Below are 13,006 nucleotides of genomic sequence, written 5' to 3' on the forward strand. Positions count from 1 at the left end.
GGTTTTCGGTATTTGGTGCCCAGAGACGGAATCGAACCGCCGACACGGGGATTTTCAATCCCCTGCTCTACCGACTGAGCTATCTGGGCCGCAGGCGGGATTAGACGTTTTTACGCGCGTGGCGTCAAGCTCGAAAGCAAAAAAATAGAATGATTACCTGTAGTTACACGCCACGCGTCGGGGTATCCGTCCTCGCCAGAGCTCAACCGCCGGGGTACGCCACCTCGATCCACTCATCCTCCTCGCCGCCATACCCGTAGTAATCGCGCGGCACACGCTCGATGTCTTCCGCCACGCGCTCAATCACCGCACGCAACTCCAGCCGCTTAAGCCAGCGTGCCGGTATGGCCCCAGGGCCGTACTCGATGCCCAGCAGGTGCCCGGCCACCAACCCGGTGCTATCGCTGTCGCCGCTGTGGTTCACCGCGAGGATGATGCCGTCTTCCAGGGTGTCCGCCATCAAGGCGCACCACACGCCGATGGCCAGCGCCTCTTCAGCCACCCACCCGCCGCCCAGCTTACCGATGCGCTCGGGCGTCGGCCGATCACCCTGGCGGACGAAGAACAGTACGCGCTCCAGCAGCTCACGCACTTCATGCATGCCGGCTTTGTCGCCATGGCTGGCGAGGCTGTCGACCACGGCCTGCTCGAGCCCCGCGCCGTGGTCGACCATGCGTTGCAGGATGTCGGCGAACAAGCCTGCGGCGAGGTAGCCGCTGGGGTGGCCGTGGGTGAGTTGGCCGGCTTCGCTGGCCCACTCGAAAGCATTGGCGAAGAAGGCGCAGGGGGCGGAGCGCATCAGCGCGCCGCAGCCTTTGCTATTGTTCTGGGCAGGCGCGCCCAGGTGCTTGCTGGCCTTGAGGGCGCTGATGCAGGTTGTGCCTGGGGCACGGCGAGCCCACAGCGCTTTCTCGCTGATGAGCCAACCGTCATGGCTCACATGCGTGGCCGGCTGCTCGTTCTGAGTCACCAGCCAGCGCAGCAGCGCGTGGTGAATGACGCTGGGCACGTGGCAGATGCCTCGGGAGCTGCCGCGTACGTAGGCGCGCAGCAGGCCTTCGGCAGTGAAGAGCATCATCTGCGTGTCGTCGGTGACGGCGCCGATACGGCCGTAGGCTGGGGTGAAATCGACGATCCCGCATTGGCCGTAGCGGGCTTCGATCACCGGCCATTCCAGGAACTCCACAGGGGCGCCCAGGGCGTCGCCGACGGCGCCCCCAAGCAGGCAGCCCTTGATGCGGTCGAGTCGGTTCATGGCGGTCTCCTTACGATGCCAGTTCGATGTCCTGCAGGCGGCCCAGTGCTTGCTCGATTTCTACGATGCGGGCCTTTTCTGCACGCAGGGTGCTCGGTAGTTCGCGCTTTCCACGGTATGGATACGTGCACAGCGTGCACCCTTTTGGTACTTGCGCGCCAGTTCCCGGCGTTGCTACCGCTGAGGAAGCGCAGAGGAGGCAATCTGATCAGCCCGCGCTTGAGCCGACCCAATCGGCGCCCTTCTGGCTGATTCGGTATTTCTGCGCAGGACTGCGCGGTGAATCAGGGTTGGTCATCTCGACCAACCCCTGGGCAAGCGCGGGGTTCAGGTAGTTTTCACGGAAGGTCGCACGGTGGGAAATTCCCAAACCTTCCATCAACTCAGCCGCTTTCATCGCCGGATGTTCACTTAAGCACCGCAACAGGCTGGCAACCTGGTTGCTCAATGTCCCTGCGCTGTGGTCATCAGTGCTACCTGCATCGAGCAAAGCCTGCTGCAACGCACCCAGCATGAACTCGACGAAGTGCGTTGCCTCACCCAACTGGTCGGCCCGCGAGAGTGCAGCGTAGTAGGCATCCTGTTGTTCGCGTATTACGGTTTCCACGGGCAACCAAGCGAGCACCGGGCGCCATTGGCTTAGGAGCAAGGTCTGCCAGAGACGCCCCATTCGGCCATTACCATCGGCAAACGGGTGGATGAACTCAAACTCGTAATGGAATACGCAACTTGCGATCAATGGATGCAGCTCGGTTGAGCCCGCCCACTGCAAGAGCGAGTCAACCAGCGTAGCGACACGGCTGGCAGGAGGCGCCATATGTACCAGCCGGTCCCCTCGGTAAATGCCTACACCGCCACTACGGAACTCACCTGCGTCGTCCAGCAGACCGAACATCAGCGTCCCGTGCGCCTGCAGCAAATGCGCCCGAGAGTCTGGGCGAAAAGTCGGCATGGCCTCATACGTCGTGAACGCGTTGCGTACTTCCTGGATTTCGCGAGGCAACCCGAGTACACGCTTGCCGTCGAGCACGGCGGTGACCTGTTCGAGGCTCAGGGTGTTGTTTTCAATCGCCAGCGACGCCTGGATCGTTCGGATGCGGTTGCCGCGCCGCAATTGCGGGGTGAGCTCGGCTTCGCGGCGTTCCGAGAGACGGCCCACCTGCTCACTGATTTCTGCCACCAGAGCGAGCATGCGGGTAGTGAGGGTCAGGGGCGGCTGGTAACGATTCAATGGTCTTTCCGGGGAGTCAGTGGACAGTGAATGGGAGCTTCATTGGCCGTAATGGTACACCGATCTACTTGTACGGTTACTTGTACGGTTACTTGTACGGTGCCAGCGCCCAAGCGCCCCCTTCCGGGCCTTTTGCAGGCAGGACCTGGTAGCGCAATCAGATGTAGCAGCGGACCTGGCCGCGTCACAAGCGCCGCATTCTCCCTGGCGGACCGCACCGCCCTTTCCACTGGCCAACAAGCCCAAGGCCACTGCCGGTAGTCAAAGACCTCAGGGATAGCTGAACCGATGCACCAGCGTCAGCTCACCCGGCGCGCGCATGGGCACCAGGAAGGTTTCCATTTTCTCGTTGGGTGTGCCCTCTTCGGTGATGAGGGTGATCTGGGCGGTGGTCAGCGGTTTGACCGGGTTTTCCTGGCCGCCGCTGTCGCCGTCATCACTCCGGTAACCGCCGCCGAAATAATTGACGTAGATGAGGTACTGGCCCTTTTGCGGCGCGGGCATGGCGAAGATCTCCGGGCCATAGCCGGTGGTGACGTCCACGTCCAGGGCCGCGCCGTTGGCGGCGGTGCGGTCGCCGTACCAGATGTGAGCACCGTCAGGGGTGATGACGTGCAGGTCCAGGTCGGTGTTGTCGCTGTCCCAAGACAGCAGGATACGCAATTTGGCCGGGCTGGCGCTGCCGCTGTTGAGGAACTGCACGCGGCGCTTCTGCTGGCCGTCAGGGCTGCGGATTTCAACGCTGTTGGTGCCGCTGGGGAACGAGAAAGGACGGTCGAAGTGGCCATTGCCATCGATTTTCAGCGGCATGGCGACGCCGTTGACGATGACCTTGCCTGGCTGGTCGGCACTTTTGGGCATGCCCTTGATCGCCCCCATGATCCGCGCCGTATCGGCCTGATCGGCGGGGGTATTTACCGATGAGGCCGGATAGTTGACGGTCTGACGGAAGTGCTCGCCCTCCGGATTGGCGCTGCGCCAGCCGCCGACAGGCGTATCGAGGCTGACGGGGTTGTCGCCACGAGCAGCCGGCAGCGCCAGCAAGGCGCCAAGGAACAGGACGGTGGTACGGGTGCGCGGAGTCATGGCCTAATCCAGAAGCAGGTGGCGGGCGAGCCCTTCGATGTAGGTTTCATCCTGGCCATTGGGGTGGGCCTCGAAGGCCAGGTGCAGGTATTCATGGGTCAGGTCCAGGCGGTCTTGCAGGGTGAGGACGCCGCGCACGTAGATACGCTGGCGTTCGCGGTCCACGTAGGGGCGGCCGTAGGCCAGGCGGCACACCGCAAAGGTGTTGAGCTCGTTGTAGCCCACTTCGTTGTCCAGGGCCGGGCGCCACTGGCGCTTCTGGCTCTGCAACCACTCCTGGGCGGCGGGTAGCGCTTCGCAGGAAGCGACCGGGTTGTCCCAGCGGCTCAGGCTTGCACGAGGGTAGGCGCGCTGCAGAATCACGTCGTAACGCAGGCCATCACGGGCTTGCTGCACGGCCTGGGCCCAGGACAGCTTGTCCGGCCCCGGGGTATCGGAGTGGTAGGTGACCGGGCTACCCGCCAGCACCAGGTCGCTGGTCCAGGCAACGATGCGCCGCGTATCGACCGTGGCGGCACGCGGGGCCACGCGCTGGCGGCTGCTGCTATCGTCGATGCTCAGGCAGTCGCCATTACGCCCGGCGTTCTGCAGCAAGTAGGTGCGAATGGCCACGGCCAGGGCCTTGGCCGCTTCGGCGGGCTGGCTTGTCGCTTCTCGTTGCAGCACCCGCGCAACATATTCTTCGCGGTCCAGGCGAGCGATCAGACGGGGGCCTTGCTGCAGGTACAGGTCACCGCTGCTGTCGATATCCAGATCGTTGCCATTGGCGAACACTGCACGGTAGCGGCCTTGCAGCATCCCTGGGGGCGCAGGGGTACCCGAGGGGGTCAGCACGCTCTTGAGCGGGTAGCGGGCGAACAGGTCGACCTCCACGCAACGCCCGGTGTCCCTGGGCCAGGGCGCCGGCAGAAAAGCGCCGAGCACGTCGGCGTAATGGCGCAGGACCATCTGGCTGGTACCTCGCCCGCCAACCCAGATCGGTGTGCCATCCGACAACCAGCCGGCAAAACCGCCCTGGCGCCCCTTGGGGTCGCTGTCGGCCAGCCAGCTCCAGGTTTTCACCCGCAGGCGGCCGCCCAGGCTGCCCGCTGCCTGGCCGTCGGCAGCGTCGAGCACCACGTCCAACAACAACTGCCGGGCCTGCTCCTGGGCGGGCAGGGTACGCAAGCTGTCGAGCAACTGCGCCACCGGGACGCGGGTGCCGGGCTGGAGTTGGCCGAGGTCGGCCAGCCAGGCCGGGGCCTGGCGGGCGTGCCAGAAGTCATGCCACTGCTGCACATCGATTTGCAAACGCCGCGGGTCGAAATACAGCCCGCAGGAATGCACCAGCGCCGCGTCACGGGCAATGGTGCCGCCGGGGGTACAGCAATAGACTTCGTCGCGGTCCTGGCCCTGGCAGTCATAGGCCGGTTCGTGCTGGTCAGTGTCCACCAGCCAGGCATAGACGAACAGTTTCCACAGGCTGCCCAGAGGCGTGGTCAAGTCGGCCGGCAGTGGCGTGCGGCCGACGGCCTGGGTTTCACTGAACTGTACCAGCTCATACCCTGCGCCATGGGGCCAGGCCAGGCGCAGAGGCGCCTCCCCTGCCCAGGTCAGCAGAGGAAGCAGGCACAGCAAACCGCCTAGCAGCGCACGTCTCATGTTACTGGACCGTAACCTGGCCAACCGCTGCCTTCTTCTCTTCGGCCTTGTGCTGCGGCGCATAGAGCTGGGTGTAGCGCACCGGCGGCAAGGTGAACTGGCCTTTCTGCGAGAAGCGCACCAAGTGACGGAACCGTAGCTCGCCGCTGAGGCTGTCGACGGCGATGCCGTAGGCCATCTGCCCGGGTTCGAAGCGGGCCTTTTCCAGCGGTGCGGCATCGGTGGCGCCCTGCCCTGTCAGCTTGATGCCCCAGGTGGTGCGTTCCACATCGGCGCCCGGCGGCAGCGGCACTTCAAGCATGCCATAGCGCAGTGGCTGGCCCTTGGTGCTGACCGTCACCTCATCCAGGTAAAGGCTGTCGCTGGCCAGAGGTTTGTTGCCCACTGCTTCGAGCTTGAAGGTGAAGGCTTGGTCACCGGGAACCAGGCGCAGCAGCCGGCGCTTGACCACTACCGGCAGGTCATCCGGGGCGGTCTGCTTGCTGTTGAAGGTCAGCACTGCGCGAACGGGACGTTCACTGGTGCCGGTGACGTTGAGGGCGGCCGGTACGCCGGTGCCCTGCCACTGCCAGAAGCCACTGCCGGTGGCGCCCTGCGCCGCCCGCCAATCAGCCGCGGGAGCCAAGGTAGTGGGCTTGGGTGCCTGTTCGATGCTGCGTTGCAGCCAGGTCAGCGCCAGGGCGCGCTCGAGGGTCGACTGCTGCGGCAACAGGCGTTGCAACAGGTCGCGGACCTGGTCGGCCGTGGCAGGCTTTAGCGACAGGTCCAAGGCGGCGGCGAACGGCTGGCCACTGGTGGCAAGCCGTTGGCGAGCCTCTTCCAGGCCGCTGGCGAAGGCCGGCGGTTGGGTGACCTTGGCCTGTTGCGCCAGGGCTGCGGTCAACACGCGAGCACTGGCCAGGCCCAGGGCCGACTCGGGGGCGCCCATGACCACGCTGTCTTCGCCATCGTCCATCAGGTTGGCGTTGGCCCCCGGGCCAGCCTTGGCAAGATCGGCCATCAGGCCACTGAGCAGGGTGTTGACCGGCAATTGCATCTCGCGGGCAAACGACAGGATCAGCGCCCGCTGCAGCAAGGGGGTGCTGGCCGCCTGCTTGGCATACACGTCCATCACTCGCTGCCAATGCTCTGGCGGCAGGCTCAGGCCCAAGGCCTTGCTGGCATGCCAGTCGGCGTAATAGGCGTATGCGGTCAGGAACGCATCGGGCGCACGGTCGTCGCCCCACCAGGTGAAGGCTGCTTCGGGACCGGCCATCTGAACCAGGCGCAGGCGGCTGTTCTGCAGGATAAGCCGCAGGCGGTCACGCACACCGGGGTCGGCGGTCAGGGCCGGGTAAGCGATGGCCAACGGCAACAGTTGGCTGGCGGTTTGTTCGACACCGCCCCACGGGTATTCGAGCAAGTCGTCGAGGCTGGCGCGGAACAGCGCTTGCGGGCTGTCGTCCAGGCGCAGGCGCAGGTTGCTGGCATCGACGGGCAACGACAGCGGGATGTCGCCAGCGGTGACGTCCAGGGCCTGGGTGTGAACGGTCTGCCAACCGTCGGCGACGGTTTTCAGGTCGATGGCCAGGGCGTCCTGGGTTTTGCCGTCCTGTTGGATCTCGGCCGCCAGGTGGGTCGTACCCAAGGCCAGTTGCAGCGCCCCGCCAGGCAAGGGAATGTAATTGATGCCGGGGTTGAGGGTCAGCGGCAGGCGCTGTTCCTGGCCACCGTCGTGGATCACCAGTTCAGCTTTGACCGGCTGTTCTGCCTGGCTGAAGGCGAACACCCCCAGGTCAGGCTTGTCACCTGCGCGGAAGCGCGTTGGGCCGCTCCATTTCAGGTAAAGGGGCTTTTCGGAACGGATGAACTGCTTTTTCTGCCCCACCTGGCCGTCATCGGCGATGGCCCGTGCGGTGATGCGCCAACGGGTCAGGGAGTCGGGCATGCGGAAGGTGAAGCGCGCCTTGCCGCTGGCGTCGCTGACCAACTCCGGCTGCCAGGCAGCGGTGTCGACGTCTTCGCGGCGCGGGCGCTCCAGCACCTTCACGCCACGCTCGCTGCGGTTGGCCTTGCCGGGTGCCGTGGGGCTGCCGGGCAGGGCCACGTCGTAGCTGATGAACGACAGGCTGGCGCTGGTGCGCACATTGTTGCGCCGTGGGTGATAGAAGAACTGGTCAATGCCAGGGGCGATTTCCGGTTGCAAGGCATAGACCATTTCGTCGACGACGCTGACGGTCAGGTGTGCGGGAATGGCCTTTCCGGCGAACTGGGTGCTGAGGTCGACGGTGACGGTGTCGCCAGGCTGGTAGTGGTCCTTGTCGGTCGCGATGGCGATGTCGATCTGCGGCTGCACCACCTTGATGCCAGCGTTCTGGAAGCTGTATTCGCCGCCTTTGGTGTACAGCACCGAGAAGGTCAGGTTGGGCGCGAAGCTATCCTTCACCGGAATGTGCACGCGGTATTGGGTGGGGCTGAGGGTATCGATTTTCAGCCAGTCGCCGCCTTTGGTCAGCAGCGCGGTGGCCTCGACCTTGTCACGCTCGAGCGACAGCAAGGCATCACTGACAGGCTCGGGGAACGTGATCAGCGCCAAGGCTTCGTCGCCCGCCTTGTACTCGGCCTTGTCGAGGGTGATCTCCACGGTACCCGGCACTGCCTTGACGCCGTCGCCGGTCACCGAATGGCCGGTGGCGCCAAGGATGCGCTGGTGTTCGTCGACGAGGCTGAGGTTGTAGGTGCCGGGTCGGTCGAAGGCCACGGTAAAGCCCTTGTCCGCCGCCCCCAGCTTGGCGCCGCCGGTGGTCTGGTCTTCCAGGCGTACCCAGGTGTAGGCCGCGGGTTTGACCGGAGTCGGCTGCTCGCTCTGGTAACTGAAGGCGACCTTGTCACCCACGGCACTGAAGCGCTCGGGCGCACCGAGCTGGTACTGGGCGGCGCCCCGCTCGATGAGGATTTCCTTGGTGGTCTTGACCCGGTACGCGGCGCCGTCGCTGGCGAACACGGTGAGCATGTAGCGGCTCGGCTTTTCGGCCGCCGGTAGCTCGATGCTCGCGTAGCCCTTGGCATCGGTGGTCAGTTCAGTGCTGGTCAGTTCCACCGGGAATTGACCCAGGTACTGCAGCTCGTTTTCCACCATCGATAATTGCTGGGCGCGCAGGCTGAGGGTGAGCTTGGCGTTGGCCACCGGCTTGCCGTCGGGGTACATCAGCAACAGCTTGCCCTTGACCGGTTCATGGGTACGGAAGTCCTGCTTGGCCAGGTCGAGGGAAATCTCGAAGTGCGGCTTGATGTACTCGGCTACGCGGAAGGCACTGCTGTAGGTCTGGTCGCGGTACGTGAAGCGCAACTCGTACCCCCCGGCCACTGCATTGTCGGGCAGCTGGAAGTGGCCCTGGGTACCGGCCTTGGCGTCCAGGTTCAGGTCCATGCCTTGCAGGGTGGTACCCGTGGCATCGATGACGCTGACGTGCACGGCACCACCTGCGGGGTTGACCGAGTCGCGGGCGTTCTTGAATTCGCGCCCGACTATTTTCATCGACACCCAGTCGCCGGGCCGGTACAGCGGCCGGTCGGTGAAGGCGTAGAGCTTGGTGTCGTAGATTTCGCTGTCGTAGTAGAAGTTCTCCGAGACAAACACCCCGCCCTCGGCGTCTTCGCCAATGACAAAGGAACGCTCGGGGCTGACGTGCTTGAGGCGCAGCAGCCCGTCGTTGTCGGTCTCGCCGCTGCTCATCACACCCAAGCCGTCGGTCCACAGCACTTTCACTTTGGGTACCGAGCTGCCTTCATGCTTGCGCGCAGCCCACACCAGCAATTCGTCGCCGGCGATCTTGCTCACGGCCACGGTATTGGAGACGAACACCACGGTGGTGGCGCGGTACTTGCCAATCAGCGCTTCCACCAGGTACAGGCCGGGCTTCAGCTTGCCCAGGGGGATGTAGACGTTGCCAGGGGCGACACTGATGAACTCGCTGGAGGAGCCCGCCAGGTCGACGCCCTTGGGCGGTTGGATCGGCTTGGCTTGCCACAGCGGGTAACGGAACTGGGTCACCAGCGGCAGGCCGGGAATGGGTGCGTATTGGGGCTGGGCATCGTACTGGGTGGGTGCGGCGATGGTATTGCCCATCTTCAGTTCCGGCACCTGGTCCGTCACTTCCTTGCGCGACTCATAGGAAAACGCCCGCTGCATCACGCGCCGGGACTTGCGGTACCAGTTGTCCCACAGGTACGCCAGGGTGTTGGACAGCCCCTCGCCCTTGAACTGGCCCTCGCTGGCCACCCGATGCAGGTTCTTTTGCCGCTTGAGGAATTCCAGCGGCTGGTCGATGCGGTAGACACGAATATCGGCGCCACCATACGGCTCCATGCGGAACCGGCGGTAATCACGGCCCGGTGCTTCCAGGCGCACCATGGCCTGCTCGTCGGTGGCAAAACTGCTGTCGGCCAGCAGGAAAAAGCTTTCGCCGGCCAGGGGCGCGTAGTCGCTGGCCGACACCGAGTCTTCGGCGCGCACCAGGCCCACGGGCGCCAGCAGGCACAGCAGCCACAGGCACAGGCGCACCACCAGCGCGCGGCTCATCGCAGGAAATTGAGCCGATAGACACCGATGAAATTCGGGTTGGCTGCGTCGGGTATCCATCGGGTGTCCTTCCATGTCATGAGTTGCTGCACGCTTGCCGAGCGCATGCCGTTGTCGGTGGGGGTGGTGGTGCCGGTGTGATAGGCAATGTAACGGCCCATCCAGATCATCAGGTGCTGGTCGTCACCCTGGTCGAAGAACATCAGGTCGCCCGGGCGAGCCTGGTTGATGTCACGGCCTACCAGGCGGCTGTTGAACTGAATCAGCTTGATGGCATTGACGTAGGGGCCAACCTGCCCGCCGCCCTGCTGCCACTGCCGGGCCAGGCTGCGCTGGGCATCCGTGAGCGCCAGCTCTGGCGGCAGGTAGCGGTTGGACAGGCCGTTGGCGCGCAACCACTTGTCATCGTGAACCTTGAGCGCTTCATTGGCGGCGAACCGCACCAAGCCCGCGCAGTCCTGTTGGTACCAGCGCGGGCTGGGGCCCTGGGTCAGCTGTTCCTGGGCGATACGCACGAACCAGGCGCGGAACACCTGGCTCTGTTCGGCATCCAGCGCCGGTGTGGGCGCGGCCAGCAGCCGGACGCTGAACAGCAGCGCGGCCATGCCCGGGAGGAATGATTTCACAGGGCACGCCATTGCAAGGGCAGCCACTGCCAATGCCCATCGGGCTCGCTGCCCTCGGGCAAGGTCAGGGCGTATTTGCCGTAGCCGGCCAGTTTCTGCAGTTTGGGAATCAGGTGGGTCTGGGCGGCATTGCGAAACACCGGCTCCATGTCCTGGGGCAGGCTGTCGAGTGTTTCCTGTTGCATCAGCTGCGCCAGGGAGTCAGGCCCCAGGTACACGGACATCAGGGCATCCTTGGGCGCTACATCGGCCAGCGGCGCGAAGTGTTTGTCCAGGGTGGCAACAGCTTTGTCCACCAGCTTGTCGTCCAGCGAGAACAGCAGGGTCGAGCCATGGCGCGCCAGGCTGACCTTGAAAAAGCCCTTGCCGGTGATGCTGTCAGGCTGCTCGGCCTCGCGGTTGCGGTATTGGCCGAAGTTGGAACTCACCTGCCGCTGCCATTGATGGCCGTCGGCTGGCGTCTGCTCGCTGACCGCGAACTTGCCGCCGGGCACCTTGCTTTCCCAGGCCCCGACCATGGCGCCGAACAGGTTGCCCAGGTCGGCGTCCAGCTTGCCACCGTCGCCGGTGTCGAGGCCGGCCACCAGCAATGGCGTGTAGAGTTTTGAGTCCGGGTACCAACACAGCCCGGCCGCGCCGGTCATGTGGCCGGTCAGGGCCTTGGCGGTCTGCTCGTCGGCGCCCAGCTTCACCAGCAAGGGTTGTTGCTGTTCGGCAGCCAGAGGCAGCGCCACACAGGCACTGGCGCCGAGCGGCATGGCCTGCCACACGGGGGCGAAGTTCAGGTTCGCACCGCTCGCCGTTTCATCCAGTGCCAGGAAGCTGTGCCAGCCCTTGTCGTCCATGTCCAGGCGCACGCCTGCGAAGGTGGGGATGAAACGCTGGTAACCCATGGCAAGCACGCTGGAACCGATGGAGATGCGTTGCTTGATCCCGGGCTCACGCGGTTTCAGGCCAAATGCTTCGGGGAATAACTGGTTGCCGCTCAGCAATGCGGCCATGGCCTGGGTCGACACCGCGCCCGGCGGCACGTCGCTGTCATCGGTGTGTTCGTAGAGCTTGTCCGGGTTGGACAGCACCACCAGCTTGTCCCCACGGGACGCGAACAGCAGCGATTTGGTGGCGTTGTAGCTAAGCCGGTAGATCGGTACGGCCTCACTGGCCACCTTCAATTCCCCGACCTTGCTCAGTTGCTGGTCGTCGAGGGCCACGTGAGCCAGTGGCTCCAGCAGCTTGGCCAGCCCCCCGCGGTCCATTACCAGCAAAAAGTCCTTGAGGCGGCCATCGGCGCCGCGCCACAGGGCCACGTCGGCGGGCTGGTCGAACAGCGCTTCGATGAGGTTGTCCTGCAGCTTCAGGTCATGCTCGTAGATGATGCGTCGCAGGCTGCCGATCAGGCCCAGGCGGTCGCCGTGGGTTTCGTAGTAGAAAACGAAGTCCTCGGTAAGGGTGTCGCGCAGGAACGGCACGCTCAGGACGTCGCGGGGCAACTGGCTGAGGGACTGGGTTTCCAGCAGCGCATCAGGGCGGCTGAGGCCGAACTTGTCCATGGCCAGGGCCACCGCAGGCAAGGCGGGCTTGTGCAGGAACCAGCCCATGCCGCCCGCCACGGCGGCCACCAGGCACAGGCCTGCGGCCAGCAGTAGGTTACGACGCTTGCCGGTGCCGGGAGGTGTTGGCGCCGCGGGTGTAGCGGCCGGTACAGCGGTGTTTTCGCTCATGTTCGCAAAGCCCGATTCATCCATGCGGTGCAGGGTTCAATAAGTGAAGGTCTTGACCAGCAGCAGGTCGCCGATGGCGCGCAAGGGCACGATGAAGCTCTCGCGTTTTTCATTGACGGTGTTTTCGTTGAGCACCAGGTTGATTTGCGAGGTGATCACCTCGTTCTGGTTGCCGCGTTCCTCAAAGTTATAGCCGCCATTACTGTAGTTGCCCCAGTAGTTGACGTAGACCAGGTAAGTGCCATGCATCGGCGCGGTCATGGTGAACATTTCCGGGCCGGGGCCGTCGACACTGTCGGTGTCCAGGCCGCCGCCGTTGTTCAGCACCGGGTTGGCGTAGAAGGCGTGCTGGCCGTCAGGGGTGATGATGTGCAGGTCGAGTTCGGCCTTGGGGTCATCCCAGGCCAGGAAGATGCGAATGCGTGCGGGCGTGCGCTGGTCGTTGGCTTCATAGAATTGCACGCGCTTGAGGGATGCGCCTTCACTGCTGCGCACTTCGACGCTGTTGGAGCCGGCCCCGAAAGCATAGGGCCGGGCGAAGCGGCCGTGTTCGTCGGTATACAGGCTCAGGGCATTGCCGTTAACAGCCAGGGTGTGGGGCTGGCGCGCGGCGGAAGTGGCCTTGATCTGGCCTTCGATCATGCTGCGGTTGCGCTGGATGCCACGGTCGATGGGCGGCGTGGGATAGGCCACGCGCGGGTTCTCGGTACGGTCGAGCAGGCCGAAATAACGCCAACCGCCCACGGGACCGTCGAGCGTGGCCGTGGTCTCCGCCAGGGCGATGGATGCCCACAAGATGGCGCTCAACCCGAGAAAGAATCGCATGGGTGCTTCCTGCAATGCATGGTGATGGGTGTCGGTTCCAGGACACCTTTTATAGCCCGT

At 64.5% G+C, this 13,006-nt stretch carries 8 protein-coding genes and 1 tRNA gene; all 9 read right to left on the reverse strand.

Annotated elements, in window-relative coordinates:
• Positions 1 to 13: 13 nt before the first annotated feature.
• Positions 14 to 89: transfer RNA gene (locus HWQ56_RS25550), tRNA-Phe, on the reverse strand.
• 113 nt (positions 90 to 202) lie between these two features.
• Complete coding sequence (locus tag HWQ56_RS25555) at positions 203 to 1,255, reverse strand: ADP-ribosylglycohydrolase family protein (protein ID WP_176572053.1); 1,053 nt, start codon at positions 1,253 to 1,255, stop codon at positions 203 to 205.
• A 208-nt stretch (positions 1,256 to 1,463) separates the two neighbouring features.
• Complete coding sequence (locus HWQ56_RS25560) at positions 1,464 to 2,486, reverse strand: Fic family protein (RefSeq protein WP_176572054.1); 1,023 nt, start codon at positions 2,484 to 2,486, stop codon at positions 1,464 to 1,466.
• 270 nt (positions 2,487 to 2,756) lie between these two features.
• On the reverse strand, positions 2,757 to 3,572 hold the full coding sequence (locus HWQ56_RS25565) for a YfaP family protein (protein ID WP_158152594.1): 816 nt from the start codon (positions 3,570 to 3,572) through the stop codon (positions 2,757 to 2,759).
• Between the two features lie 3 nt (positions 3,573 to 3,575).
• Positions 3,576 to 5,213, reverse strand: coding sequence for a DUF2300 domain-containing protein (locus HWQ56_RS25570; protein ID WP_176572055.1), 1,638 nt, complete (start codon positions 5,211 to 5,213; stop codon positions 3,576 to 3,578).
• A gap of 1 nt (position 5,214) precedes the next feature.
• Positions 5,215 to 9,774, reverse strand: a complete 4,560-nt coding sequence (locus HWQ56_RS25575) for an alpha-2-macroglobulin family protein (RefSeq protein ID WP_176572056.1) — start codon at positions 9,772 to 9,774, stop codon at positions 5,215 to 5,217.
• On the reverse strand, positions 9,771 to 10,379 hold the full coding sequence (locus HWQ56_RS25580; protein WP_245217903.1) for a DUF1175 domain-containing protein: 609 nt from the start codon (positions 10,377 to 10,379) through the stop codon (positions 9,771 to 9,773). Before HWQ56_RS25580 ends, HWQ56_RS25575 begins: the two co-directional genes overlap by 4 nt.
• A gap of 17 nt (positions 10,380 to 10,396) precedes the next feature.
• Positions 10,397 to 12,121: a DUF2138 domain-containing protein gene (locus HWQ56_RS25585; RefSeq protein ID WP_176572058.1), complete on the reverse strand. Its 1,725-nt coding sequence runs from the start codon at positions 12,119 to 12,121 to the stop codon at positions 10,397 to 10,399.
• Between the two features lie 36 nt (positions 12,122 to 12,157).
• Positions 12,158 to 12,946, reverse strand: a complete 789-nt coding sequence (locus tag HWQ56_RS25590; RefSeq protein ID WP_176572059.1) for a YfaP family protein — start codon at positions 12,944 to 12,946, stop codon at positions 12,158 to 12,160.
• Positions 12,947 to 13,006: the final 60 nt, after the last annotated feature.

The sequence above is a fragment of the Pseudomonas eucalypticola genome (genome assembly GCF_013374995.1).
In the GTDB taxonomy this organism is placed as follows: domain Bacteria; phylum Pseudomonadota; class Gammaproteobacteria; order Pseudomonadales; family Pseudomonadaceae; genus Aquipseudomonas; species Aquipseudomonas eucalypticola.